Here is a 25385-nt window from a genome sequence, read left to right as displayed (position 1 = left end):
ACCCCGTCCCGTGGGCTCCGCCGCCCCGGGACCCGGGGATGCGCTCAGGCGGTCGCGTCCCGCAAATGTGCCGCCGCCGCCTGCTCCAGGTGGACCAAGTCGCTGCTGACAGTGGCGAAGGTGAAGCCCTGGGCCAGGCGCCCCGCGGCCGTCGCCCCGTCGGGGCAGTGAATTCCGGCGGCGATGCCCGCGGTCCGTGCCTCCTCGGTGACCTTCGCCAGCGCCGCCTCGAACTTCTCCGCCACCGACGTGTCGGTCGAGGTCCGGCCGCCGAGCGCGATGGTGAGGTCGGAGGGGCCGATATAGACGCCGTCGAGCCCGTCCGTGGCACAGATCTCCCCGGTGTTGGCCAGTGCCTGGGCCGTCTCGATCATCACGACGCGGGCGACCTGCTGATTGGCCTCGGCCGGGGCTGGACCCACCCGCAGGCCCGAGCGCATCGGGCCGTAGGAGCGCACCCCGAGCGGGGGGTAACGGCAGGCGGCGACCGCGGCTGCCGCCTCCTCGGCGGTGTTGACCAGCGGGACGATGACCCCGCGGGCCCCGGCGTCGAGGGCCTGGCCGATCCAGAAGCCGTCGTTGGCCGGGACGCGCACCATACCGGCGGCGGTACCGCGGGCGTCGATGGCCGTCATCGCGCCGAGGGTGCCCTTGTAGTCGAGGAGGCCGTGCTGGGCGTCGACGCAGATGTAGTCGTAGCCGAGCCCGGCCAGGCGCTCGGTGCCCACGGGGTTGTCGAGGACGACCCAGTAGCCGATGATCCGCCGGCGGGCGCGCAGCCGGGCGGCGAAGTCGGCGGGGGAAGTGTTCATGCTGTCAGCTTCTCTCGCTCTCTCTCGTTCTGGCTCGGCGCACTGTTCCGCGTGGATCGCGCGGCGGCTCCTTGATGTCGCCCGCCCGCAGTGCGTACGGATCGTCGGACGGCGCTCGCCCACCGTTCCGACCTGCGCCGGCACACTGTCCGCCGTCATGCGACCTCCCCGCTCCATGCGCGTTGTGAGCGGAGTGCTCGCGCGATTGCGCGTAACACACAAGACTCTGCGCAGCGTCCGCGCGGAAACAGCGCGGAATGCGCAGACTGATAATGTTGCTCAGGGCTGCGCAGAGTCGCGCAGAGTGAGGGAAGGATGGGGGCCGCCATGAGCCAGGAGGCCGGTGTGGAGGAGCGCGGACGGCTGCGCGCCGGGGACCGCCGGGAACTGATCGCCCGAATGATCCAGACCGATGGCACAGTCGTCGTGGAGGAGCTGGCCCGCTCACTGGAGGTGACCCCCTCCACCATCCGCCGGGATCTCGCGCTCCTCACCGAACAGGGCGTCATCGCCCGCACCTACGGCGGCGCGATGAGCGCGGGTCACACCGTCGAGCCCACCCTCGGGCAGCGCAGCGGGCTCGCGGTCGCCGAGAAGGACCGCATCGGGCGCTGGGCGGCCACCCGGATCGGGCCGGGCGACACCGTCATCCTCGACGCCGGTACCACGACCGGACGGCTCGCCCAGCATCTGCGCGCCCGTACCGATCTGACCGTGATCACCAGCGGGCTCACCGCGCTGCGCGAGCTGGCCGAGGCGGACGGCGTCGAGCTGATCACCCTCGCCGGGACGCTGCGCCATGTCAGCCAGGGTTTCGTCGGACCGCTCGCCGAACTGACCCTGTCCCGGCTGACGGCGGACAAGGTCTTCCTCGGCGCCGACGGGCTGGACGCGCGGCGGGGCATCTGCGAGGCGTGCCTCCAGCAGACCTCGCTCAAGGAGATGATGGCCGACCGCGGCAAGGAGCTGTACGTCCTCGCCGACAGCAGCAAGCTGGGCCAGTCACCGTTCACCGCCTGGGCGCCGCTGGACCGGCCGTGGACGCTGGTCACCGACAGCGGGGCCACCGATGACCGGCTCGGTCCCTTCCGGGCGCTGCCCGACGTCGAGGTGATCACCGTCTGACGACGGGCCGCTCCGGTGCGGGCGAGGGGGCCGGGAGCCGGGCGCTCCCGGCCCGCTCGGGTCAGTCCCGGTACATCCGTGGCCCGGCCGTCGTCGCACCCACGAGGCCGAAGCTGTCCTCGACCTCGGCCTTCTCAGCGGTGTTCGGGTAGGGGTTGGTGCAGGGGATCCCGGCGGTGGAGCCGGACATCAGGCTCGAACACGGCCCCGGCTTCATGTCCGGCAGGCCGAGGATATGGCCGAGCTCGTGCGAGGAGATCCGCACCGTGTTGTAGCCCTCGTCAACGGCCTGGCGGCCGAAGTAGATCGTGCCGCGGCCCAGTCCGGTGGAGAGGGTGCGGGGCCAGCCGTTGTCCGCGATGATGCGGACGTTGGCCTGCTGCCCGGACGCGGCCGGCTTCAGCTCCACGTTGGCCACGCTCTCGTTCCAGATCGCCGCGCCCTTGGAGACGGCGTCCTTGAACTCGGCCGCCCCGCTGGCGTCGTACGTCACGACCCGCGCGGCGGCGGTGTGCTCCGCCGGGGCGGCGGAGGAGGGAGCGGCCACGGCCTGTCCGGCCGTCAGGGCGAGCACCGCCGTCACCGCGGCGGGTAAGGCACGGACGAACTTGCTGGATCTCACGATCGGCCTCCTTGTGGGGGAAGGACGGACAGAGCAAGTGGGCATGAGCATGGCACGCCACCCATCTCATCGGCCACTGCGCCCACACACCTTGCCTCATCCGGCCGGTTGTCCACAGGTGGTCGCCGCGGGTTACGGCGGGCCCCCTAGAATCGGCGGATGGCTCTTCCCGACACCGGCCCCGATACGAGCGCCGCGCTCGGCACCGATGCGAGCGACGCGCTCGGCGTGCTGCACCGCGTCTTCGGTTACGACTCGTTCCGGGGAGGTCAGCAGGAGATCATCGACCATGTCGTGGCCGGTGGTGACGCGCTCGTCCTCATGCCGACCGGCGGTGGCAAATCGCTGTGCTACCAGATCCCGGCGCTCGTGCGGAAGGGCGTCGGCGTCGTCGTCTCCCCCCTGATCGCGCTGATGCAGGACCAGGTCGACGCGCTGCGGAACCTCGGGGTGCGGGCCGGGTTCCTCAACTCCACCCAGGACCTGGACGAGCGGCGGATGGTCGAGGCCGAGTTCCTCGCGGGCGAGCTGGACCTGCTCTATCTCGCGCCCGAGCGGCTGCGGGTCGAGTCCACGCTGCGGCTGCTGGACCGGGGCACGATCTCGCTGTTCGCCATCGACGAGGCGCACTGTGTGGCCCAGTGGGGGCACGACTTCCGGCCCGACTATCTGGCCCTGTCCGAGCTGCATGAGCGCTGGCCGACCGTGCCCCGGATCGCGCTGACCGCGACCGCCACCGAGGCCACCCACTCGGAGATCGCGTCCCGGCTGAAGCTGCAGGACGCGCTGCACTTCGTGGCCAGCTTCGACCGTCCGAACATCCAGTACCGGATCGCTCCCAAGAACGAGCCCAAAAAGCAGCTTCTGGAGCTGCTGCGGGCCGAGCACGCGGGCGACGCGGGGATCGTCTACTGCCTGTCCCGCTCCTCGGTGGAGAAGACGGCCGAGTTCCTGGTCGCCCAGGGCATCGACGCGGTGCCGTACCACGCGGGGCTGGACGCGCGGATGCGCGCCGAGCACCAGGCGCGCTTCCTGCGGGAGGACGGTCTGGTCGTGGTGGCCACGATCGCGTTCGGCATGGGGATCGACAAGCCCGATGTGCGGTTCGTGGCCCATCTGGACCTGCCCAAGTCGGTCGAGGGCTACTACCAGGAGACCGGCCGCGCCGGGCGGGACGGGCAGCCCTCCACCGCCTGGCTGGCGTACGGGCTCCAGGATGTCGTCCAGCAGCGGAAGATGATCGACACCTCGGAGGGCGACGACACCCATCGGCGCCGCCTCGGCGCCCATCTCGACGCGATGCTGGCGCTGTGCGAGACGATGGAGTGCCGCCGGGTGGGGCTGCTGGCCTACTTCGGCCAGGAGTCCACCCCCTGCGGGAACTGCGACACCTGCCTCACTCCGCCGGAGTCCTGGGACGGCACCGTCCCCGCGCAGAAGCTGCTGTCCACGGTGGTGCGGCTCAAGCGGGAGCGCAACCAGAAGTTCGGCGCGGGGCAGATCATCGACATCCTGCTCGGCAAGAAGACGGCCAAGGTCATCCAGTTCGACCATGACGCCCTCTCGGTGTTCGGCATCGGCACGGAGCTGCGCGAGGCCGAATGGCGCGGCGTGGTACGGCAGTTGCTGGCGCAGGGGCTGATCGGCGTCGAGGGGGACTACGGCACGCTGGTGCTCTCCGACACGAGCTCGGAGGTGCTGGGCCAGCGGCGCGAGGTCAGGCTGCGGCGCGAGCCGGAGAAGGCGCCGCGCGCCGCCAAGGCGAAGACGGGGGCTTCGGGGAAGTCCAAGAAGGCCCCGGTAGATCTGCCGGAGGAGGCCGTGCCGGTCTTCGAGCGGCTGCGCGCCTGGCGTGCGGCGACCGCGAAGGAGCAGGGCGTCCCCGCGTATGTGGTCTTCCATGACGCCACCCTGCGCGAGATCGCGACCCTCTCCCCCACCACGCTCGATGAGCTCGGCACGGTGAGCGGGGTCGGCGAGAACAAGCTGGTGAAGTACGGGCAGGGGATTCTGGACACCCTGGCATCCTGACGGTACGTCAGTACGTCGATCCCAATGGGGGTTACCGATGGGTGTTACCTGAGGTAACGTCGGTCCGTGCCACAAGAGGGTGGCCGCCGGGGGCTGGGGTGCTCCGGCGGCCACTCATCTCCTCGCGCCGTTCCTCACGTCGTACGCGGCTGTCCTACAGCTCCTTGATGCGGATGTCGCGGTACGAGATCACATCATCGGTGCTGTGGACCTGGAGACCGATGTACCCGGAGGAGTACCGACGGCCGTCCGTACCGGGGTCGTCCCCGCGCGGCGGGGTGAACTCCTGGCCGCCGGTGTTCTCGAACTCATTGAGCAGCACACCGTTGCGGTAGATCGAGTAGTGCTGACCGACCACCCGGATCTCATAGTCGTTCCAGCTGCCCTTGGGGGTGACCCCGGCGCCGCTGAGCCCGACCCGGTCGAAACCGTAGATCGATCCGGTCTTGTACATGTCGCCGTCGGGGCGGTCGAGGATCTGCACCTCGTGCCCGTATTTGATGGCGACCCACTCCGGACGGGACTCCTCGGGGTGGTCGTGCACATAGGGGAAGCGCACGAAGACACCGCCGTTGGCATTGCCCGTCCCGGGTGCGTCATCCCGGAACTGGAGCTTCAGCGAGAAGTCGTCGTACGTCCGCTGCGGGAACCACAGCATGCCCATGCCCTCGACCGAGGTGCTGCTGGTGATGCTGCCGTCGTCATTGAGACCGAAGGCCCCGCCGCCCACGTGCTGCCACTTGTCGTAGGACTTCTTGGTGCCGTCGAACAGCGGGCGGTAGCCCTCGTCCTGACCGGGCTTGCCGATCCCGGACTGCTTGGCCGCCTTGTTGATCGCCCGGTACTCGCGCTGGTCGATGACGCCGTCGGTGAGCAGCTTGTCGGTGACGGTGGTGACGTGCTTGAGGAAGAGGGCGTGGGAGGACCAGTCCTTCTCGTCCTCGATCAGCTCATTGATGGTGCAGCGGCTACGGGTGATGCGGTTGGGGACGCCGGTGTCCACCGTGCCGACGATCACCGTAAGGCGCTCGTCCCACTCCGGGCACGCGGGTGCGGGCACCCCGCCGCCCTCGGCCACGGTGAACGCCAGTTGCCGCGCCTCGGAGGTGTTGCCCGCCTTGTCGGTCGCGCGGTACGCGACGGTGTGGCGGCCCACCCGGTCCACCGCCACGGGGGTGGTGTAGGCGAGATACGGACCGCTGTCCAGGGAGTACTCGACCTTCTCCACCCCGGAGTCGTCGTCGGTCGCGGTGAGCGAGACCTTGGCGCTGCCCACATAGGCACCGTCGGAGTTCTTCGTTCCGTCGACCGTCGCGGAGACCGCCGGGGGTGTGGTGTCCTCGGCCGGCGGGGCCACGACGGTGAAGTCCACCGACTTCACCTCCGAGACGTTCCCGGCCTTGTCCGCCGCCCGGTAGCGCACCGTGTGGGAGCCCGCGTCATGCACCATCACCGGACCGGTGTAGGGCTGGAACTCCCCCTCGCCCAGGGCGTAGTCGATCCGGTTGACCCCGGAACCGGTGTCGGAGGCGGTGATGGTCACGGTGGCCATGCCGATGTACGCACCGGACGGGTCCTTCTCACCGGAGACCGTGGCGGAGGTCTCGGGCGCCGTGGTGTCGTCCGTCGGCGGCGCCACCACGGTGAAGTCCACCGACTTCACCTCCGATACGTTCCCGGCCTTGTCCACGGCCCGGTAGCGGATGGTGTGCGGGCCCACCTGGTGGACCATCACCGGGGCGGTGTACGGCTGGAACGCCCCGTCTCCTTCCGCGAACTCGATCCGGTCCACGCCCGAGCCCTCGTCGGTGGCGGACACCGTGACGGTGGCCATCCCGATGTACGCGCCGTCCGCGTTCTTCTCGCCCTCGACCTTCGCCGTGGCGTCGGGCGCGGTGGTGTCCTCGCCACCGCCGCCGTCGGTGACCACCAGGATGCCCTGCATCTGGCCGTGGCCGGGGATGGTGCAGTGGTAGCGGTAGCGGCCGGGGCTGAGGGTGACCTCGGCGGTGTGCTTGCCGCCGCTGTCGTCCGAGGGGTTGGCGAGGATGTTCAGCGGGACGTCGTTGTTGTACTCGGGGTCGGAGACATCGAAGGTCAGGGTGTGCGGCATCCCCATGGTGTTGCCGGTGGCCGTGCTGTTCTCGAAGACGATGGTGGTCTTCCCGGCGACCGCGGTGGTCGGCGCCGAGGCGTACTTGGTGATGTCGTCACCCGCGGTCCAGGTGAGGGTCTGCTGTACGGCCTGCCGGGTGTCGTTCTGCCCGTGGGCCGCCGTCGCCGTCGCCGAGCTCAGCCCGAGGATCATGAGCAGCGCGGCGAGGAGGGGCAGCCAGGGTCTGCTGGGTTTGGGGCGCCTTCGTTTCACGGTCACTCCGCCTTCCTGGCCAGATCCTGGGCGAGCGGAGTGGGCTCGCCGCCGGTGTAGGTGATGTGCCACAGCGCCGACTTGGAGTCGGAGGTGAAGAAGCCGCGCCCGTAGTCGAGGACGTAGAGCGAGCCGTCCGGGGCGAACTTCCAGTCCATGAGGTTGCGGATGCCGTCGGCACCCACCGGGATGATCTTCTTCAGGGTTTCGGCGTGCACCGGCAGACCGCCCTTGCCGACGGTCTTCGGGTCGGTCACCACCGCGTGGCGCGGCTGGTCGGCGTCGTAGAAGTCGCCGACGAACCATTTGCCGTCCCAGTAGGCGGGCCATTTGGTGGTGGAGTCGCTGTCGGCGTCATAGCGGTAGACCGGGCCGTTCATGGTGGCCTGACCGCCGCCCTTGAGCCACGGCAGCAGGAACTTGGCCTCGGACGCCTTGTAGCTGGGGATGCCGTTCGCGTCCCGCGGATAGTCGGGGGCACCGCCCTGCGGCGAGTACCAGATGGTGTTCCCGGTGATGGGCGGCAGGTTCACCAGACCGTTGTTGTTGGGCGACTCGTTCTTGGGGTGGTCGCAGTCGTACCAGCCCAGCGGCTTGCTGGGGTCGGGCAGATTGCGGTCCCGGTAGGGCTGCTTGTTGCCCATGCAGTACGGCCAGCCGTGGTTGCCCGCCTTGGTGATGGCGGCGAAGGTGTCGTACTTGGCCGGGCCCCAGGTGGTGCTGGGCTCGCCCGCGTCGGGGCCGACCCATCCCGCGTAGAGGATGTCGGTCTTCTGGTCCACGAAGATCCGGGCCGGGTTGCGCACCCCCATCACATAGATCTCGCCACGGGTCTTGCCCCCGCCCTCGTCGGGTTCCTTACCGGTGAAGAGATTGCCCTCGGGGAGAGTGTAGGTGCCGTCGTCCTCGGGGTGGATCCGCAGGATCTTGCCGTTGAGGTTGTTGGTGTTGCCCGCGGTGCGGCGGGCGTCGGCGAAGGAGACGCCCTTGTAGTTCGGCTGCGGGTTGTTACCGGAGTAGCCGTCGCTGAACTGCGAGGAGTTGTTGTCGCCGGTGGCGATGTAGAGATTGCCCTTGGAGTCCCAGGACATCCCGCCGCCCGCATGGCAGCAGCTGTGGATCTGGACCGGCCAGGAGAGCAGGACCTTCTCCGAGCCGAGGTCCAGCTTGTTGGTCTTCAGGTCCAGGGTGAAGCGGGAGACGCGGCGCTCGGCCATCTGGGTGTCCCGGTTGATCCGGGAGTGCGGGGTGTAGTGGAGATACACCCAGCCGTTGTCGAGGAAGTCCGGGTCCAGCTCGATACCGAGCAGCCCCTCCTCGACCTTGATCAGCTCATCGCCGCCGCCCTTGTTGCCGAAGACGGTCAGGGCGCCCGCGAGCGTCACCTTTCCGGTGGCCGGGTCGTAGACATGGATCTGGCCCTGGCCCTTGCCGATCTCCGGGTCGTTCCAGTCGGTGACCACGGGCGCGCTGTTGTCACCGCCGCCCCGGCCGATGTAGAGCACCCGGCCGTCCTTGGCGACGACGAGGCCGTGCGGCTCGCCGATCTGGTCCGACTGGCCCGGCTGATTGGGCTTGGTGACGCGCTCGGCCTTGTAGTTCGCGTTGATGGTGGCCTTGCAGTCGGCGCTCGAGAGACGGGTGGTCCACAGCAGCGCGCCCCGCAGATGGGCACGGAAGTCGGTCTCCTGGAAGGTGGCGACCGTACCGCCCATCCCGGTGTAGAAGGACCGGCCGCCGTCGTAGTCACGGCACCAGGAGATCGGGTGGTCCCAGCCGTTGGCGCCGGTGCCCGGCTGGTAGCTGGACTCCCGGACCCGGGCCACGGTGTGCACCGTGCCGGAGGGGTTGTCCTTCCAGTTCAGCCAGGTGTCCGTGCGCTTCCACTCCAGCGGCAGCTCCTTGGTGGCCGGGTGGACGCGGTCGCCGACCTCCACCACGGCCCGCTGGGCGGTGCCGGGGCTGGTGGCCGCCGGGCGGGCGCCGATCAGCCCGCTGTACCAGTCGGAGTACGGCTCGTTGCGGGCCGCGTCATGGATGCCGAGGAAGCCGCCGCCCGCCTTCATGTACGCCTCGAGCCCCGCTTCCTGCTCGGGGTCGAGCACATCGCCGGAGCCGGTCAGGAAGACCACGGCGTTGTACTTGCCGAGCTTGGGCTTGGTGAAGACCGAGGCGTCGGCGGTGGCGTCGACGGTGAACCGGGTCGCCGCGGGGCCCTGGTTACCGATCTTCTCGATGGCCTCGATGCCCGCGTTCACCGTGGCCGGCTCGTCCCCCGCAGAGCCGTGGAACACCAGCACCCGGACGTTGTCCCCGCCGGGCGGGGACGGCAGCGTGAGTGGCGCACGATCCTCGGGCCGGGCGCTGGCGGGGCTCCCGCCCAGCAGGGTCGCGGTGAGCGCGCCGAAGAGCAGTGCCGCCACCCCCGCGCGTCTCTTCCGCAGCCGACCGACTGTCATCCCTCTCCACCTTGAGGGCATTTGGTACGGTTTGTCCCGCATGGGTCACCCATCCCTCTCACATACCGGAAACCACCGCTGAAGGAAGCTAGACGGCTTTTCGCAACCCGCCAATAGCTATGACCGCGATTCAACGAACTTTGTCCTGAGTGTGGATGAACGAGGCTCCCCCGGCTACCGTGAAAGCACCCCGGGGCATCTGCGCATCGTCAACGGCAGGGGATCCACAGCGATTTGGGAGAACGATGAGCGACGCACCCGGCATGACCTCCAGACGCGGTCTCAGCAGACGGCTCTTCACCGGCGGCGCGGCCGCCGCGGCCGTCGGACCGCTGGCCCTCACCTCCTCCGCCGCCGCGAAGGCGCCGAAGGTCCCGTCCGGCGCGGTCCGGACGGCGACCGCGGGCGGGGTGGTCCGCCATCTCAAGCTCTACGCCGAGAAGCTGCCTGACGGCCAGATGGGTTACGGCCTCGAGAAGGGCAAGGCCACCATCCCCGGTCCGCTGATCGAGCTGACCGAGGGCGACACCCTGCACATCGAGTTCGAGAACACCATGGACGTCACGGCCAGCCTCCATGTGCACGGCCTGGACTACGACGTGGCCAGCGACGGCACCCAGCTCAACCGCAGCGCCGTGGAGCCGGGCGGCACCCGCACCTACACCTGGCGCACCCACGCCCCGGGCAAGCGCGCCGACGGCACCTGGCGGCCGGGCAGCGCGGGCTACTGGCACTACCACGACCACGCGGTGGGCACCCCGCACGGCACCGGCGGCCTCCGGAAGGGGCTGTACGGCCCCGTGGTGGTGCGGCGGGCGGGCGACATCCTGCCGGACAAGCAGTTCACCATCGTCTTCAACGACATGACGATCAACAACAAGGCGGGGCATGAGGCCCCGGAGTTCCGGGCGACGGTGGGCGACCGCGTCGAGATCATCATGATCACGCACGGCGAGTACTACCACACCTTCCATATGCACGGGCACCGCTGGGCGGACAACCGCACCGGGCTGCTGGAAGGCCCGGACGATGTGAGCCGGGTCATCGACAACAAGATCACTGGGCCCGCCGACTCCTTCGGCTTCCAGGTGATCGCCGGGGAGAACGTCGGCGCCGGCGCCTGGATGTATCACTGCCATGTCCAGAGCCACTCCGATATGGGCATGGCCGGGCTGTTCCTGGTCGCCAAGGCCGATGGCACCATCCCCGGCCACGACCCGCACCGGCTGTCCGCGCACCACCACGGATAGGTGGCGAAACGATACGACGGGGCGGGCCGCCCGGCCCGCCCCGTCGTCTTGTCGCGGTACCGCCCCGTCAGGCGGTGTGCAGCCGCAGGCCGTACACCGACAGGATCTCGTTGATCGGCTGGTACCAGGTCTCGCCACCGCCGGAGCAGTTGCCCCAGCCGCCCGAGGTCACGCCCTGGGCCTGGTCGCCGCTGATGAACGAGCCTCCGGAGTCACCGCCCTCGGCGCACACACTGGTCTTGGTCATCTCGTACACGGCGCCCTGGCTGTAGTTCACGGTCTCGTTCTTGGCCAGGACCGTGCCGCAGTGCCAGTGGGTGGTGGAGCCGGAACGGCAGATGGAGGCGCCGATCGGGGCCTCGTTGGAGCCGCGGACCAGCTGGTCGGGAACGGTGCCCCAGCCGAGCACCACCGGCACGGTCCACCAGCCGCTGCCGACGCTGACGTAGGCGTAGTCGTTGCCGGGGAAGGAGGAGCCCTGGAAGTTGCCGATGTACGAGCCGTCCCAGCCGCTGACGGAGCCCCCCGCCTGGCCGCAGTGCCCGGCGGTGACGAAGCCGCCCTGGACCGAGAAGCCTATGGAGCAGCGGACGTTGCCGGTGTAGTACGGGTCGCCGCCGACCGTACCGGCGGCGAAGGTCGTCGGCGCCTGGGCGGGGGCCTTCTCGACGGTGACCGGGACCGAGGACGAGCGCTTGGCCTCGCGGAGGAAGGCGCGGACGGCGGCGTCGCCCTCGCTGCCCTCGCGGACCCGGACCACGACGCCGCCCGCGCGGGGGTCGGCGCTCCAACTGCTCACCCCGGCCGGGGCGGCCTTCTCGCGGGCCTTGTCATCGAGGCGCGCCTTGGCCGCGTCGAGCGCGCCGGCGCTGTGCTTCACGATCCGGGTGGTGGCGCCCGTGGCCCGTACCGACGCGGCCCGCTCGGCGCTGGTGACGCCGACGACCAGCTTTCCGCTGCTGGTGTCGAACCACGAGCCGCCGTAGGACGCGCCCGCGGCGCGCTCGGCCTTGGACTCCAGCCTCATGGCGGCGGCCTCCTGGCCGAGCCGCTCACGCGCCTGGTCCGCGGTCAGGCCGAGGTCCCGGCCGAGCGCGCGGACGAGACCGGCGGACGGCGCCGACGCGGCGGCGGGCTTCGCCGCGGGGGCGTCGGCGCCGGATGCCGCGGCGGCGGTCGAGAAGGCCCCGCCGGCGCCCGAGAGGGCACCGAGGACGAGGAGTGCGGACAGTCCGGCACGGACAACGGGCTTCCGTCTCATGGAAGTTCCCCTTCTGTTCGGCGGGTGAGAGCGCTTTCACATGTCGATCGCGCCGAGCCTAACGAGCCAGGGGGGAAAGTCCAGACCAAGACCGTGATCGGTCACACTCGGAACGGCTGCCGCGGCGGGCTCACGGGGCGTCGTCCGGATTCCAGTTGAGCAGCCGCACCTGGGCGACGGTGCGGACATGGCGGCGCATGGCCGCGGCGGCGGCCTTGGGGCGGCGCTCGGCGATGGCGTCCAGGATGCTCTGATGCTGGCCGAGCGAACGCCTGGGACGGCCGGGCTGGCGCAGCGACTCCTCGCGGCTCTCGGCGATCTGGTCGGCGATGGAGCGCATGAACTCGCCGAGCAGCGGGCTGTGCGCGGCCGCGGTGACGGCGGCGTGGAAGCGGAGGTCGCCCTCGATGCCGTAGCGCCCGGACTCGATCTCGTCCTCCATCCAGATCAGGGCCTGCTGGAGGGCCATGAGGTCGTCGTCGGTGCGGCGCTCGGCGGCGAGTTCGGCCAGCTTGGTCTCCAACGCCTCGCGGGCGTCGAGCACATCGGGCAGCCTGCGGCGGCGCTCGACCAGCCGCTCGACGGGCTCGGTGTCGAGGCTGTCGCGCAGCAGGCGCATACCGCCGCCCTGGCGCACCTCGACGAGCCCCTGCACCTCGAGGACGACGATGGCCTGTTTGACGGAGGCGCGGCTGATCCCGAGGCGCTGGGCCAGCTCGCGCTCGGTCGGCAGCCGGTCACCCGCGCGCAGCCCGCCCTCCTCGACGTAGGCGCGCAGCCTCTCCAGCACCTGCTCGTACAGGCGCTGACGGTTCATCGGTCGCAGCGCGTCCCCGGGCATACGGGCTCCCCCCATCGCGGTTTGTGATGGCCCCGATTCGCAGCGTAGCACCGGGTGGAGCGATGGCGCGGTGATCTGACGGACCGGTGGAGCACTGACCAATTGGCTGAGCCAATCTGCCACCGACGTCTTGACTGCTGAACCGCCCGGCCCCCAACGTGAGTCAGCCAGCAGGCCACTTGGCCCGACCGTCCCCGGTCCGCCGACCGGGTCCCCGTGACGGGAGCGCTCGATGTCCGACGAATTGATCTCGATACTCGTGCTGGTGGTGGTCTTCGTCATCGCCACCACTCGTTCGATCAACATGGGCGCCCTGTCCTTCGCCGCCGCCTTCGGCGTGGGCGAGCTGGTCGCCGACTTCAGCGCGGACCATATCTTCGCCGGGTTCCCGGGCGATCTGTTCGTGGTCCTGGTGGGGGTGACGTATCTGTTCGCCCTCGCCCGGGCGAATGGCACCACCGACTGGCTGGTGCACGCCTCGATCCGGCTGGTGGGCGGGCGGGTCGCGCTGATCCCCTGGGTGATGTTCGCGATCAGCGGGGTGCTGACCGCGATCGGGGCGGTGAGCCCGGCGGCGGTCGCGATCGTCGCCCCGCTCGCGCTCTCCTTCGCCGCGCGGTACCGCATCAGCCCGCTGCTGATGGGTGCCATGGTGGTGCACGGCGCCCAGGGCGGCGGCTTCTCCCCCATCAGCATCTACGGCTCGATCGTCAACGGCATCGTGGACCGGGAGAAGCTCCCCGGCAACGAGGTCACGCTGTTCCTCGCGAGCCTGGTGGTCAACCTGATCATCGCCGCCGTCGTCTTCGTCGTCTGCGGCGGGCTGAAGCTCCCCAGGACCGCCGTCGCCGCCGGGGAGGCGCGGGAAGACGGGGCGGCGGAGGCGCCGGCCGACACGGAGGGCCGTCTCACCCCGGCCCGTATCGCCACGCTGAGCGCGCTGGTGGTGCTGGTGGTCGCGGTGCTCGCCTTCGACCTGGACGCCGGGCTCACCTCGATCACCCTCGCCGTGGCCCTGAGCGTCTTCTGGCCGGACCACGGCAAGAAGGCCGTCAACGAGGTCACCTGGCCCACCGTGCTGCTGATCTGCGGTGTGCTCACCTATGTCGGGGTGCTGGACGAGATGGGCACCATCGACTACGCGGGCAAGGCGGTCAGCGACATCGGGATTCCGCTGCTCGCCGCCCTGCTGCTCTGCTACATCGGCGCGATCGTCTCCGCCTTCGCCTCCTCGGTGGGCATCATGGGCGCGCTGATCCCGCTCGCCGTTCCCTTCCTGGCCCAGGGCGACATCGGCGCGGTGGGGATGATCGCGGCCCTCGCGGTGTCGGCGACCGTCGTCGATGTCAGCCCCTTCTCGACCAACGGGGCGCTGGTGCTGGCCAACGCGCCGGATGTGGACCGGGACCGGTTCTTCCGGCAGCTGATGGTCTACGGCGGGATCATGGTGGTGGCGGTGCCCCCGGTCGTCTGGCTGGCGTTGGTGGTCCCCGGCCTCGGCTGAGCGGGCCGACGGGGGCTGCCACCCGGGGTTCAGGCCGCGGGTTCAGCCGGGCGGCAGCGGAACCCAGCGGGATTCGCCCGGGGCGACGGTCAGCGAGCGGTCGGCGAGCCGCACCTCGATCGGGGACTCCTCCGAGTCCGGCACGCTGATCCACAGCCTCCCGGCCCGCACCCGCAGGGCGACGCCCCAGTGACCGCGATAGCGCACCGAGAACCGGTACTCCGACAGCCCGGACAGCTCGGGGAGCGGCACCGGGTCCAGCCACAGGGCGTCCTCGCGGGTCTCCAGCCCGGTCAGGCCGCGCTGCACCAGATCGAGGGTGCCGCCCATGGCGCCGAGGTGGATGCCCTCGCCGGTGGTGCCGCCCTGGACGTCCGCCACGTCGCCGAGCAGCGCCTCCTGGCAGTGCCGCCACGCCTCGGCCCGGCGCGCCCGCACCAGCACCCAGCCGTGCACCAGCTCGCTGAGGGTCGAGCCGTGGCTGGTCCGGGGCAGGTAGTACGCCACGGTGGCCCGCCAGACGTCGTCGTCCAGGACGTAGCCGAGCCGCCGGAAGAGGCCCGACAGCTCGGCGGGGGCGAAGAGGTAACCGAGCATCAGCGCGTCGGCCTGCTTGGAGACCTGGTACCGGTTGACGGAGTCGCCCTCGGACTCCAGGATCCGGTCCAGCCGGCGGATGTCGCCGTAGCGGGCGCGGTAGCCGTCCCAGTCGAGTTCGGCCAGCTCCCCGTAGCCCTCGAACTGGCTGACGACGCCCCGGTGGAAGGGGACCAGCAGCCGCCGTGAGACGTCCTCCCAGCGCTCCGGCTCCGCGCGGTCCAGGCCCACCCGCTCGAACAGCTCACGGCGGCGCGGCTCGGGCAGGGTGCGGGCCATCTCCAGGGCCCGGTCGAGCACCCAGGCGGCGGTGACGTTGGTGTACGCGTTGTCGTCGATCCCGGGGCGGTCGGTGCCGGGATAGCCGTCGTGGTATTCGTCGGGCCCGACCACCCCGCGGATGCGGTACCGCCCGTGGTCCGGATCCATGACGGCGGTGTCCGCCCAGAAGCGGGCGATCTGTACCAGCATCTCCGCGCCCTTGGTGTACAGGAAGTCGGTGTCGCCGCTGGCCTGGCAGTACTGCCACACGTTGTACGCCACCGCCGAGCCCACATGGTGCTGCAGCCGGGAGTGGTCCGGCAGCCAGCGGCCGGAGCGCGGGTTCAGATGCAGCGTCTGGGTCTCCTCACGCCCGTCGCCGCCGCTCTGCCACGGGTACATCGCCCCGGCCCGCCCGGCGTCCGCGGCGGCGCGGCACGCCTGGGGCAGCCGCCGGTGGCGGTAGTGCAGCAGGGCCCGGGACACCTCGGGGAAGTGCAGGTTCAGATACGACAGCACGAACAGCTCGTCCCAGAAGACATGGCCGCGGTACGCCTCGCCATGGAGGCCGCGGGCCGGGACGCCCACGTCCAGCTCCGCGGTGTGCGGCGAGAGCGTCTGCAGGATGTGGAACATGTGCAGCCGCAGGATGTGGCCCGCCTCGCCGGGGACCTCCAACGCCGCCTCGCGCCACAGGTGTTCCCATGCGGTGTGGTGGGAGGCCAACAGCTTCCCGAACTCCGGCGCCCGGGCCACTCCGTCGAGGGCGGCCTGGGTCGGATCGCTCATCGCGGGGTCCTTGGAGGTGTACACCGCCACGGTCTTCTCGACGATGACCGGAGCGTCCGGCCCGACCGGCAGGGCCAGGGTGCGCATCGCCGCGCTCTCGGTGAGCCGCTGCCCGCCGCCGGTGGGCACGCCGCGGACGGCCCGGGTGCGCGCGGCCATGGCCACGCGCACCTCGGAGGTGGTGGTGCGGCAGCTCAGCCATACGGTGTCGGGGCTCGCGGCGCCGGTGCGCCGGTCGATGAGATGGCGGCCGGACAGCGCGGCGTAGCGGGCCACGCCGGTGTTGGCCACGGCACCGTCGAGCCCCGACTCCAGCTCGACGGTGCCGGACCAGCCCTCGGCCCGGAGGGTGATGCGCATCGCCGCCAGGTGCGGATCGCCCATGTGGACGAGCCGCTCCTGCTCTACGTGGAGCACCCGGCCGTGCCGGTCGGTGTACCGCAGCCGCCGCATGAGGGTGCCGTGCCGGAGGTCGAGGGTCTGCCGGTAGCCGGTCAGCTCGGCCCCGTCGGGTGTGAGCCAGCCGCCGGTGCCGGCGGGCCGGTCCGGCTCGTGGACGCGGTAGCGCAGCGGCAGCCAGTTCGGCAGGTTGACCAGGTCCTCGTTCTGGACCTGCCGTCCGCCGACCACCGACGTCAGCCGGTTGTAGCAGCCCGCCGCATAGGTGCCCGGGTAGTGCGTCTCATCGGCTGCCGCCTCGGAGGCCGCGCCCCGGGTGGCGAGATAGCCGTTGCCGAGCGTGCACAGCGACTCGCGCAACCGCTCCTCGCCGGGCTCATAGCCCTCGTACTCCCACACCCAGTCCGCCACGGCCGCTCACCGGCTCTCCTCCCTCGACACCCCCATTGTCGTCCGGGCCGCGGGACTTCACCGGCTGCGCCGCGCCCCCGCGCGGCGGGCGCTCAGCAGATCTTGTAGTCGACCCGGCTGCTGTTGTACGAGCAGGTGTCGACCGTGGAGCCGCCGGTCTTGCGGAGGGTGGCCTTGTCGGCGTCGTTGTTCCAGACGTACGCCCGGCGGTCCTGGTACTTGGTGGCCGAGGTGTCGGAGCCGATGCCGGTCCGGACGGTCACGGTCTTGCCCGCGCCGAGGGTGTAGCTCGGGAAGGTGTACTTGTGGTTGCTCGCGTCGACGAGCACCCAGCCCTTCAGGCTGACCCTGCGCGAGGTGGAGTTCTTGATCTGGACGTACTCGCCGTTGAGGCTGGAGGTGCTCCGGTTGTCCGTGCCGGGCGAGTCGTAGTAGATCTTGGAAAGGTGTACGGAGCCCGCGGCACCGGCGGGCGTCGCCGGGTACAGCAGGGCGATCGCGCAACCGGCGGCGAGCGCCGCGCCGATGCGGGCGGTGTATGCGGACATGAGGTCCCCCCTTGCGTCGTGCATGGTGAAGCGGTGGTAACGCAGGACGGACGGGCGGCCGCGCCCGAAGATGGTTTGGAGTCAGCGAGCTGACTCCTTCGGTGCGGCCGTCCGTCCGTCTTCCCCCCACCTGTGTGGAGGACCAGATTGGACCACGGCTGAACGCGGCGGCAGGGCTGCGCGGCCCTTGCTCCAGGGCCGTATGGCCCTAGCGCGGATCCGATCCGCGGCTATATCCGGCGGGGGCGCCGGGGGCGAGGCGGCGTCAGCGGCCGAACTGCGCACCGCCGTTGATGTGCAGGACCTGACCGGTGACGTACGCGGCCTCCGGGGAGGCCAGATAGCGGATGGCGGCCGCGATCTCGACGGGCGTGCCGGGCTGCCCGGTGAGCGTCTGCCCGATCTGCTGGGCGATGAACTCGGGCGTGCCGCGCTCGCCGAAGAACTCGGTGTCCTCGACATAGCCGGGGGCCACCGCGTTGGCGGTGACGCCCTCCGGGCCGAGCCGCTTGGCCAGCTCGAAGGTGTAGGTGTGCAGCGCGGCCTTGGTGCCGCCATACGATCCGGGACCGCGCAGCGCCGCGACCGAGGACAGATGGACGATCCGGCCGCCGGGCCGGGTGAGGTGGGGCACCAGCGCCTCGGTGAGCAGGACGGCGGTCAGCACGTTGGCCGCGAAGTTCCGCTGGTACTGGTCGGCGATGCCTTCGAGGGTGCCGTCGTTGGAGGCCGCGACATTGCCGCCGGCGTTGGTGACGACGACGTCCACCCCACCGTCCGCCGTGATGAACTCGGCGGCGCGCCGGGCCTGCTCGGGGTCGCTGAGGTCCGCACTGGTCCAGGTGACCAGGTCGGGGCCGTAGGCGGCGTTGAGCTTGTCCGCCGCCGTGCGCAGCACCTCGGCGCGGCGCCCGAGGATGACCACCCGGTCCCCTTCGGCGGCGAAGGTCTCCGCGGCCGCCAGTCCTATGCCGGTACCGCCGCCCGACACCACGATCCGTCGCCCCATCACGGGCCTCCTCCGTGCAGCTTATTGAATTCCAGTCACATCTATGAACCGCACGCTAAGGAGAAAGCGCATTCCCGTCAAGGCTCGTACCCAACAGGCAGGCTGTTGCCTTGCGTTCACTATTGACAGGTTCTGTTGGGGATGGCGCAATGGCGGCGCCCCACTTGTCCCAGCAACAGCCTCAGTAGCTGTTCCAGCAAGGAGGACATGTGCGTTTTCGTTCATCTTTCGCCAGATCCGTGGTCGCGACCGTGGCCTTGGCGCTTGGCGCGCTCGGTCTGCTGACCGGTCCAGGTCCGGCCGCGGCCGACACCCCCTCCGACGACTCCCCGGTCGTCCACGGCCTCCGCGGCGACTACTACCTCCAGTCCGCCCCGGGGGCTTTCGACTTCCACCAGCTGAAGGCCACCAGCCTCGACACCGCCCTGGACTTCGACAATCTGGATCCGCGGCTGCAGGCCACCACCGGACAGTCCGACGACGTCAGCGTCCGCTGGACCGGCCAGATCACACCGGAGCGCTCCGGTGCGCACACCTTCTCGATCACCGGCGACAACGGCTTCCGGCTGTGGATCGACGGCAAACCGGTCATCGACCACTGGGTGGACGACTGGGACAAGGAGCAGACCTCCCAGCCCGTCGAGCTCACCGCGGGCAAGGCGTACGACATCAAGGTCGAGTACTTCGAGCACTACGGCGGCTCCAACCTCCATCTGTCCTGGACCCCGCCGGGCGCGGCCAAGGCGCCCGTGCCCGCGTCCGCCTTCCGGCTGCCCGCCGACTTCGACTACGACGGCCCGGTGACCAGCGCCGTCCAGCCCGACGGCCGCACCCTGCTGCTGGACTTCGCCCAGCCCCTGACCACTCCCCCGGCCGATCTGACGTCACATCTGACCGCCGTCATCGGCGGCGCGGCCTGGCCGCTCGGGCGCGCCCGGCTGGACGCTTCCGACCCGTCCCGGCTGCTGCTCGCCCTGAAGGAGCCGGTGGTCGGCCGCGGCGGCGAGGCCGTCGTGCGCTACGACGGCGAGGGCGGCCTGGAGGACGGCGACGGGGCGATCGAGCCGTATGTGTCCTTCGGGGGCAACACCTCGACGTATCAGCTCAGCACCCCCTGGGCCAAGGACGTCGGCCCGGACAACGCCCACCCCGAGTACCCGCGCCCCCAGCTCACCCGTGATCAGTGGCGCAACCTCAACGGCAGCTGGCAGTTCGCCGCCGCGAAGGAGGGGGAGAAGCCCCCCGTCGGGCAGCGGCTCAAGGAGCGGATCCTGGTGCCGTACCCGGTGGAGTCCAAGCTCTCCGGCGTGGAGCGCCATGAGGACCGCATGTGGTACCGGCGGACGTTCACCGTCCCGGCCGACTGGAAGGTCGGCGACGCAAAGCGGTTGCGGCTGAACTTCGACGCCGTCGACTGGCGGGCCGAGGTGTACGTCAACGGCACCCGGGTGGCCGACCACCGCGGCGGCTACGACCGGTTCAGCGCCGATGTCACCGACGCCCTGCGACCGGGCCGCACCCAGGAGCTGATCGTCGGCGTCTACGACCCGACGGACGCGGCCGACGGCGAGAACCCGCCGATGGGCAAGCAGCGTCTCGACCCCAGCGGCATCTTCTACACCCCCTCCTCCGGGATCTGGCAGACCGTCTGGATGGAGCCGGTCGCCACCGACCACGTGGACACGCTCAAGCTGACCCCGGACGTCCCCGGCGAAACCCTCACCACCGAGGTCCGCGGGGTGCGGGACGGGGTCCCGGTCACCGCGACCGCCTACGACGGACGGCGCGTGGTCGGCACCGCCACCGGGCGCACCGGGAAGCCGCTGACCGTCCCCGTGCCCTCGCCGCACCTGTGGTCCCCCGACGATCCGCATCTGTACCAGCTGAAGGTCACGGTCGGCCGGGGCCCCTCGGCGGACCGGGTGGAGAGCTACTTCGGCATGCGGAGCATCGCCGTCAAGGAGGTGGACGGCAAGCAGCGCACGGTGCTCAACGGGAAGCCGATCTTCTCCATGGCCACCCTCGACCAGGGGTTCTGGCCCGACGGGCTGCACACCGCGCCGACCGACGAGGCCCTCGCGTACGACCTGAAGATGCACAAGCGCATGGGCTTCAACTCGGTGCGCAAGCACATCAAGGTCGAGCCCGACCGCTGGTACTACTGGGCCGACCGGCTGGGCCTGATGGTGTGGCAGGACATGCCCGCCATGAACACGGTCACCCCGTCCGAGAAGGCGCAGGCGCAGTACGAGCACGAGATGAAGCGGATGATCGACCAGCACATCAGCAGTCCGTCGATCGCCATCTGGGTCACCTTCAACGAGAGCTGGGGCCAGTACGGCGGCCCGAAGGTGCCCGAGCTCGCCAAGGGCTGGGACCCCACCCGGCTCATCGACGGCGCCAGCGGCTGGAACGACACCGGCAACGGCGACCTCGCCGATATCCACGCCTATCCCGGACCGGGCGATCCGCGCCCCGACGCCTCACGGGCGGGTGTCACCGGGGAGTACGGCGGCCTGGGCCTGGCCATACCGGGACACGCCTGGCCCGTGCAGCACACCTATGTCGGCGTGGACAAGGACCAGTACACCGAGGAGTATCTGAAGCTGCTGGACAAGGTGCGCGAGCTGGTCGCGTGCAACGGCAGCAGCGGGGCCGTCTACACCCAGATCACGGATGTGGAGGGCGAGCTCAACGGGCTTCTCACCTATGACCGCAAGGAGATCAAGCCCGATGTGGAGCGGCTGCGCCGGGCCCATCAGGCGCTGATCCGCGACGCGGCGGACCCGGCGTCCATGGAGTGCACCACGTAAGCACACGGCTCGGCCATGGTGGTGACCCGTTCCGGGGCGCGGCAGCCCCGGGGCGGGTCATTCCGTCGCCAGCGCCTCGATGGCGGCGACCGTACGGTCCACCACCACGTCGTACAGCCTGCTCTGGGCCCGCGGCAGCCTCGACAGCAGCGGGGCGACCGCTTCCCGCTCCTCCTGGGGGTAGAGGGCCAGCGCCTCGCTCAGTGCGTCCAGCTTGCGGGCGGAGACGGGGCCGCGGTGGGTCTCGTAGACCGCGTGGCCGATGACGGTGGAGCCGATGAGGGTCACCGCCAGCGCGAGATCGTCCTCGGTCAGCCGCAGGGGACGCAGCATCCGGGTCAGGGTCACCAGGGAGGAGATCCGGGCGGGCTGCTGGGTGGCGGCCATATAGGGGAGCAGCTGGCGGTGGGGCAGCAGATAGTCACGGCTGCTGTGCATCCAGGCGCGCAGCCGCTCCTGCCAGGTCTCCCCCGGCGGGTCCTTGTGCTGGGTCTCGGCCAGGACCCGGTCGGCCACGGCCTGGAGGAGATCGTCGCGGTCGGGGAAGTAGCGGTAGAGCGCCATGGGGGCGGAACCGACCGCCTCGGCGACCTTCTTGACGGTCAGCGCGACCTCCGGCTCGCGGAGCGCCAGCTCCGCGGCGCTGCGGACGATCTGCTCGCGCGACAGGCGGGGCGGGCGCCCACGTCCCCTGCGGACGGTCCCCTCCGCGGTCCCGGCCATCCGGTGTCCTTTCGCTCGCCCCCGTCGTGCCAGGCCCCAAGGCTACGCAAGTCGGCTCGGGTGCCGCTCGTGGCCGTCCGAGGCCGTGGACGCCATCCCACGCCGTGCCGGGATGACGACCCGTCCGGCCCGTCCGGACCCCGGGAGATCTGACACGATGTCCCCGGCCAGGTGCAGGCGCCCGCCCCTGTGGCGGAAGCCACGACGGGTGTAGTTCAAACTCAGCCGGGCGTCTCGCTTGCTCTTCCAGCGCGGCATTCCCGCCCGGCGGCGCACCGGCAGCCGATCCTTGACGTCCTTCAAGGCCATGGCCCGCGCCGTGGAAAAATCGCGGATCACCTGCTGCTGCGGAACACTCGCGCCCTCCGCAGGCCAAGGAGTGCTACGCCGGGCCCGCGTCAGCATCCTGTCGAGCTGGGCCGGACCGCACGTCAGCTTCTCGCCGGTCGCCTTGCTGCGCTGATGCACGGCCTTGGAGTTGGCGACGCATTCGTTCCAGATCCACCGGCACCGGTCCCACTCCGCCAGCAGCGCCCCACCAGCGGTCGACGACACACGAAGCCGGTACGTGTACCGGGTATGCCCAGCCTTACCGGCTTCACTTGGCGTCGTCGTGAACGCCCTCAGTTCTCCCCTGGCAGACCCCGGACCGCCCGGCGGCGATCCGGCTTCTCCTGCCCCGCTACGCGGGAAACCGGATTGCTCCCCGGCCTGAAAGCCGGGGCATCCTCCGGAAATCCGGTGACCGCGCTGGTGGTGGCCAAACCGGGGCGGGAGGTGAGCACGGAGGAGATCCTCGCGCACTGCCGGAGGCGGCTCGCGGCGCTCAAGGTGCCCAAGGGCTCACCGAGGCGCTGCCGAAGAACCCCAGCGGCAAGATCCTCAAGCGTGAACTGCGGGAGATCTACCGCGACATGGCCGAGGAGTCCGGGGGCGAGAGCGGCGGCTATATTTGACGTACCAGTTACACAAAATTGTGCGACACTGCTGCGGCACCTGACGTGGACCGGCCGCGCCCCGACGAAGGACCACCGTGACTTCCTTGCCTCCGACCCCCGATGCCCCCGAAGTGGCGATGACCGCCCACCCGCCGCGCTCCGGACCAGTGGTCGCCGTCCTGGCGTTCGGCGGAATCGTCGTCTCCCTGATGCAGACCCTCGTCGTGCCGCTGATCCCGGATCTTCCGGGACTGCTGCACACCTCGGCCTCGGACGCCTCCTGGGCGATCACCGCCACCCTGCTCGCCGGGGCCGTGGCCACCCCCGTGCTGGGCCGGCTCGGCGATATGTACGGCAAGCGGCGGACGCTGTTGCTCAGCCTGACGATGCTGGTGATCGGATCGGTGGTGTGCGCGCTCTCCGACGCGCTCGCGCCCATGATCGTCGGCCGGGCGCTCCAGGGCTTCTCCGCGGGCGTGATCCCGCTGGGCATCAGCATCATGCGGGACGAATTGCCCGCCGAACGGCTCGGCTCGGCGATGGCCCTGATGAGCTCCTCGCTGGGCGTCGGCGGCGCCCTCGGCCTGCCCGGCGCCGCGGCGCTGGCCGAACACGCCGACTGGCATGTGCTGTTCTGGGTCTCGGCGAGCCTGGGCGTGGTGGTGATCGCGCTGGTGCTGGCGCTCGTACCGGAGTCCCCGGTGCGCGGCGGCGGGCGGTTCGACCTGGTGGGTGCCATCGGGCTGTCGGCCGGGCTGCTCTGTCTGCTGCTGGCCATCTCCAAGGGCGCCGACTGGGGCTGGGGCAGCACGACCACCATCGGGCTGTTCGGCGGCGCGGTGGTCGTGCTGCTGCTGTGGAGCCGGTGGGAGCTGCGGGTGACCGGGCCGCTGGTGGATCTGCGCACCACCATGCGCCGTCAGGTGCTGCTGACCAATCTGGCCTCCATCGTCATCGGCTTCGCGATGTTCGGGATGTCGCTGGTGCTGCCGCAGCTGCTGCAGATGCCCGAGGCGACCGGGTACGGACTGGGCCAGTCGATGATGACCGCCGGTCTGTGCCTGGGCCCGTCCGGTCTGGTGATGATGGCCATCTCACCGCTGTCGGCGCGGATCACGGCCACCTGGGGCCCCAAGGTGTCGCTGATGCTCGGCGCGGGGGTGATCGCCGCCGGGTACGGCATGGGCGTCTTCCTGATGGACGCCGCATGGCAGGTCGTGATCATCTCGTGTGTGATCGGCGCCGGGATCGGCCTCGCCTACTCCGCCATGCCCGCGCTGATCATGTCGGCGGTACCGGTGTCCGAGACGGGCGCGGCCAACGGCCTCAACACCCTGATGCGGTCCATCGGCACCTCGACCGCCAGTGCCGTGGTGGGCGTCGTCCTCGCCCATATGACCACCGCGTTCGGGCCCACCGAGGTCCCGTCCCTGAACGGCTTCCGCACCGCCTTCGTGATCGGCGGCGGCGCCGCGCTGGTGGCGCTCGCGGTCGCCTCGCTGCTGCCGGGCCGCGGTCCGGACCGGCTCACGGCCCCATCGGAGCGGTCCGGCACACCGCAGCCGGTGGCGGGCCGCTGACCTGGGCCGACGACCGACGGCCGACTGCCGAGGCCACTCCGCAGCCGCCCGTATCTCCCCGCCCGCCCGTGTGGCGGAAGGGGGGATACGGGCGGCTTTGTCGTGGCGGGGGCGCATACGGGCCATCATGTGGACAGCGGTTGACGGAACGGGCCTGTGCGGGGCTGAATGATGCGGGTGAGGACTGAGCTGCCCCTGGTCACACGCGACCACATCGACTTCGGTCGGGTGTGGTCCGCTTCCTGTTCCGGCTGACCCGGCAGCGGGCCGTCCCACCGGCCGCCCTCCTCTGATCTCAGGCTCTTCCGATCTCAGGGCCCTCGTCTGCCACTTCCGCGCCTGACGCGCCATCACCCCGCAAACCGCGCCATGTTCCGGTTCCGGGGTGCTTCTCCCCTTTTCGGCTTTGCCCCCTTTCCCGCTTCCCGAAAGGTCACCCCATGTCCGTGGAGTTCCTCGGCACCGCCGCCACCGACGACGACTCGCAGCCCGGTCCGCGCTCCGGCGCGGCCTTCGCGGCCGAACCCCCGCCCCGCCTGACGGTGGCCCGGGTGACCGTCGACGATCCGCGGGTCGAGCCGCTGCTGCGCGAGCTGGCGTACGAGTACTCCACCCGCTACGGCAGGGCGGCCGACAGTGAGCTGAGCCGCTATCCGGCCGAGGACTTCGCCCCGCCGCACGGGGAGCTGCTTCTGCTGCTGGAGGGCGGAGAGCCGGTCGCCGGGGGTGCGTACCGGCGGTATGACGGGCGGACGGCGGAGCTCAAGCGGATCTGGACGCACTCGGGCCATCGGCGCCGCGGGCTGGCCCGCCGGGTGGTGGCGGAGTTGGAGCGGTCGGCCGCCGAGCGCGGCTACCGCCGGATCTACCTCACCACCGGGCCCCGCCAGCCGGAGGCGCGCGGGCTGTATCTGGCCACCGGCTACACCCCGCTGTTCGATATCTCGGCCGACCCGGAGACCATCGGCCCGCTCCCCTTCGAAAAGGGGCTGTAGGCCCGGCGGAGCCCACTCCGCCGACACCCGTCCGTCCGCCCGCCCGGCC

Annotated in this window: 17 protein-coding genes and 1 pseudogene; 7 read left to right on the top strand and 11 right to left on the bottom strand. The window is 70.6% G+C overall.

What is annotated here, in order from left to right:
• Window positions 1-44 precede the first annotated feature (44 nt).
• Window positions 45-812: an aldolase/citrate lyase family protein gene (locus tag CGL27_RS42040; protein WP_119992744.1), complete on the bottom strand. Its 768-nt coding sequence runs from the start codon at window positions 810-812 to the stop codon at window positions 45-47.
• 327 nt (window positions 813-1139) lie between these two features.
• Here CGL27_RS42040 and CGL27_RS42035 point away from each other — a divergent pair, with 327 nt between their 5' ends.
• On the top strand, window positions 1140-1937 hold the full coding sequence (locus CGL27_RS42035) for a DeoR/GlpR family DNA-binding transcription regulator (protein WP_240450826.1): 798 nt from the start codon (window positions 1140-1142) through the stop codon (window positions 1935-1937).
• Between the two features lie 61 nt (window positions 1938-1998).
• Here the strand turns inward: CGL27_RS42035 and CGL27_RS42030 are convergent, their stop codons facing one another.
• Window positions 1999-2559 (bottom strand): snapalysin family zinc-dependent metalloprotease, encoded by a 561-nt coding sequence (locus tag CGL27_RS42030; RefSeq protein ID WP_119992740.1) that lies wholly within the window; start codon window positions 2557-2559, stop codon window positions 1999-2001.
• Between the two features lie 159 nt (window positions 2560-2718).
• On the opposite strand from CGL27_RS42030, the gene recQ reads away from it, so the two are divergent.
• Window positions 2719-4590: a DNA helicase RecQ gene (recQ, locus tag CGL27_RS42025; RefSeq protein WP_078639167.1), complete on the top strand. Its 1872-nt coding sequence runs from the start codon at window positions 2719-2721 to the stop codon at window positions 4588-4590.
• Window positions 4591-4744: 154 nt separating this feature from the next.
• Here recQ and CGL27_RS42020 read toward each other — a convergent pair whose 3' ends face one another.
• Together CGL27_RS42020 and CGL27_RS42015 are read right to left on the bottom strand one after the other, a co-directional pair.
• Entirely contained in the window at window positions 4745-6898 is a 2154-nt protein-coding gene (locus CGL27_RS42020; RefSeq protein WP_237299787.1) for a family 16 glycoside hydrolase, read from the bottom strand.
• 62 nt (window positions 6899-6960) lie between these two features.
• Window positions 6961-9417, bottom strand: coding sequence for a ThuA domain-containing protein (locus CGL27_RS42015; protein ID WP_119992739.1), 2457 nt, complete (start codon window positions 9415-9417; stop codon window positions 6961-6963).
• Window positions 9418-9680: 263 nt separating this feature from the next.
• Between CGL27_RS42015 and CGL27_RS42010 the strand changes: the two genes are divergently transcribed.
• On the top strand, window positions 9681-10667 hold the full coding sequence (locus CGL27_RS42010) for a multicopper oxidase domain-containing protein (RefSeq protein WP_240450825.1): 987 nt from the start codon (window positions 9681-9683) through the stop codon (window positions 10665-10667).
• A 67-nt stretch (window positions 10668-10734) separates the two neighbouring features.
• Here CGL27_RS42010 and CGL27_RS42005 read toward each other — a convergent pair whose 3' ends face one another.
• Window positions 10735-11928, bottom strand: coding sequence for a S1 family peptidase (locus CGL27_RS42005; protein ID WP_119992735.1), 1194 nt, complete (start codon window positions 11926-11928; stop codon window positions 10735-10737).
• Window positions 11929-12058: 130 nt separating this feature from the next.
• Complete coding sequence (locus CGL27_RS42000) at window positions 12059-12769, bottom strand: FadR/GntR family transcriptional regulator (protein ID WP_119992733.1); 711 nt, start codon at window positions 12767-12769, stop codon at window positions 12059-12061.
• Between the two features lie 232 nt (window positions 12770-13001).
• Here CGL27_RS42000 and CGL27_RS41995 point away from each other — a divergent pair, with 232 nt between their 5' ends.
• On the top strand, window positions 13002-14273 hold the full coding sequence (locus tag CGL27_RS41995) for an SLC13 family permease (protein ID WP_119992731.1): 1272 nt from the start codon (window positions 13002-13004) through the stop codon (window positions 14271-14273).
• A gap of 42 nt (window positions 14274-14315) precedes the next feature.
• On the opposite strand, the gene CGL27_RS41990 is transcribed toward CGL27_RS41995, so the two are convergent.
• The 3 genes from CGL27_RS41990 to CGL27_RS41980 form a co-directional block, all read right to left on the bottom strand.
• On the bottom strand, window positions 14316-16730 hold the full coding sequence (locus CGL27_RS41990) for a glycosyl hydrolase family 65 protein (protein ID WP_119992729.1): 2415 nt from the start codon (window positions 16728-16730) through the stop codon (window positions 14316-14318).
• 92 nt (window positions 16731-16822) lie between these two features.
• Window positions 16823-17278 carry a lamin tail domain-containing protein gene (locus CGL27_RS41985; RefSeq protein ID WP_119992727.1) on the bottom strand — a complete coding sequence of 152 codons (456 nt, stop codon included), beginning with the start codon at window positions 17276-17278 and terminating at the stop codon, window positions 16823-16825.
• A 265-nt stretch (window positions 17279-17543) separates the two neighbouring features.
• Window positions 17544-18287, bottom strand: coding sequence for an SDR family oxidoreductase (locus CGL27_RS41980; protein WP_119992725.1), 744 nt, complete (start codon window positions 18285-18287; stop codon window positions 17544-17546).
• 251 nt (window positions 18288-18538) lie between these two features.
• On the opposite strand from CGL27_RS41980, the gene CGL27_RS41975 reads away from it, so the two are divergent.
• On the top strand, window positions 18539-21100 hold the full coding sequence (locus CGL27_RS41975; protein WP_240450824.1) for a PA14 domain-containing protein: 2562 nt from the start codon (window positions 18539-18541) through the stop codon (window positions 21098-21100).
• A 57-nt stretch (window positions 21101-21157) separates the two neighbouring features.
• On the opposite strand, the gene CGL27_RS41970 is transcribed toward CGL27_RS41975, so the two are convergent.
• Both CGL27_RS41970 and CGL27_RS41965 read right to left on the bottom strand, forming a co-directional pair.
• Complete coding sequence (locus tag CGL27_RS41970) at window positions 21158-21823, bottom strand: TetR/AcrR family transcriptional regulator C-terminal domain-containing protein (protein WP_119992721.1); 666 nt, start codon at window positions 21821-21823, stop codon at window positions 21158-21160.
• A 153-nt stretch (window positions 21824-21976) separates the two neighbouring features.
• Window positions 21977-22450: pseudogene (locus CGL27_RS41965) on the bottom strand (RNA-guided endonuclease TnpB family protein); the annotation flags it as partial.
• Between the two features lie 448 nt (window positions 22451-22898).
• Here CGL27_RS41965 and CGL27_RS41960 point away from each other — a divergent pair.
• Both CGL27_RS41960 and CGL27_RS41955 read left to right on the top strand, forming a co-directional pair.
• The gene (locus tag CGL27_RS41960; RefSeq protein WP_119992719.1) at window positions 22899-24341 is read left to right on the top strand and encodes an MFS transporter; all 1443 of its coding nucleotides are present in this window, start codon (window positions 22899-22901) and stop codon (window positions 24339-24341) included.
• Between the two features lie 440 nt (window positions 24342-24781).
• Complete coding sequence (locus tag CGL27_RS41955) at window positions 24782-25336, top strand: GNAT family N-acetyltransferase (protein WP_237298511.1); 555 nt, start codon at window positions 24782-24784, stop codon at window positions 25334-25336.
• Window positions 25337-25385: the final 49 nt, after the last annotated feature.

Source organism: Streptomyces sp. 11-1-2, from assembly GCF_003595545.1.
Taxonomy (GTDB): domain Bacteria; phylum Actinomycetota; class Actinomycetes; order Streptomycetales; family Streptomycetaceae; genus Streptomyces; species Streptomyces hygroscopicus_B.
The sequence above is the reverse complement of the archived record's forward strand: the minus strand, read 5'-3'. Positions and strand labels throughout refer to the sequence as shown.

What these genes read in the sequence shown, in the direction of transcription:
- CGL27_RS42040 (WP_119992744.1), bottom strand. Translation starts at nt 812, where the DNA reads ATGAACACTTCCCCCGCCGACTTCGCCGCCCGGCTGCGCGCCCGCCGG.
- CGL27_RS42035 (WP_240450826.1), top strand. Translation starts at nt 1,140, where the DNA reads ATGAGCCAGGAGGCCGGTGTGGAGGAGCGCGGACGGCTGCGCGCCGGG.
- recQ (WP_078639167.1), top strand. Translation starts at nt 2,719, where the DNA reads ATGGCTCTTCCCGACACCGGCCCCGATACGAGCGCCGCGCTCGGCACC.
- CGL27_RS42020 (WP_237299787.1), bottom strand. Translation starts at nt 6,898, where the DNA reads ATGATCCTCGGGCTGAGCTCGGCGACGGCGACGGCGGCCCACGGGCAG.
- CGL27_RS42015 (WP_119992739.1), bottom strand. Translation starts at nt 9,417, where the DNA reads ATGACAGTCGGTCGGCTGCGGAAGAGACGCGCGGGGGTGGCGGCACTG.
- CGL27_RS42010 (WP_240450825.1), top strand. Translation starts at nt 9,681, where the DNA reads ATGACCTCCAGACGCGGTCTCAGCAGACGGCTCTTCACCGGCGGCGCG.
- CGL27_RS42005 (WP_119992735.1), bottom strand. Translation starts at nt 11,928, where the DNA reads ATGAGACGGAAGCCCGTTGTCCGTGCCGGACTGTCCGCACTCCTCGTC.
- CGL27_RS42000 (WP_119992733.1), bottom strand. Translation starts at nt 12,769, where the DNA reads ATGCCCGGGGACGCGCTGCGACCGATGAACCGTCAGCGCCTGTACGAG.
- CGL27_RS41995 (WP_119992731.1), top strand. Translation starts at nt 13,002, where the DNA reads ATGTCCGACGAATTGATCTCGATACTCGTGCTGGTGGTGGTCTTCGTC.
- CGL27_RS41985 (WP_119992727.1), bottom strand. Translation starts at nt 17,278, where the DNA reads ATGTCCGCATACACCGCCCGCATCGGCGCGGCGCTCGCCGCCGGTTGC.
- CGL27_RS41980 (WP_119992725.1), bottom strand. Translation starts at nt 18,287, where the DNA reads ATGGGGCGACGGATCGTGGTGTCGGGCGGCGGTACCGGCATAGGACTG.
- CGL27_RS41970 (WP_119992721.1), bottom strand. Translation starts at nt 21,823, where the DNA reads ATGGCCGGGACCGCGGAGGGGACCGTCCGCAGGGGACGTGGGCGCCCG.
- CGL27_RS41960 (WP_119992719.1), top strand. Translation starts at nt 22,899, where the DNA reads ATGACCGCCCACCCGCCGCGCTCCGGACCAGTGGTCGCCGTCCTGGCG.
- CGL27_RS41955 (WP_237298511.1), top strand. Translation starts at nt 24,782, where the DNA reads ATGTCCGTGGAGTTCCTCGGCACCGCCGCCACCGACGACGACTCGCAG.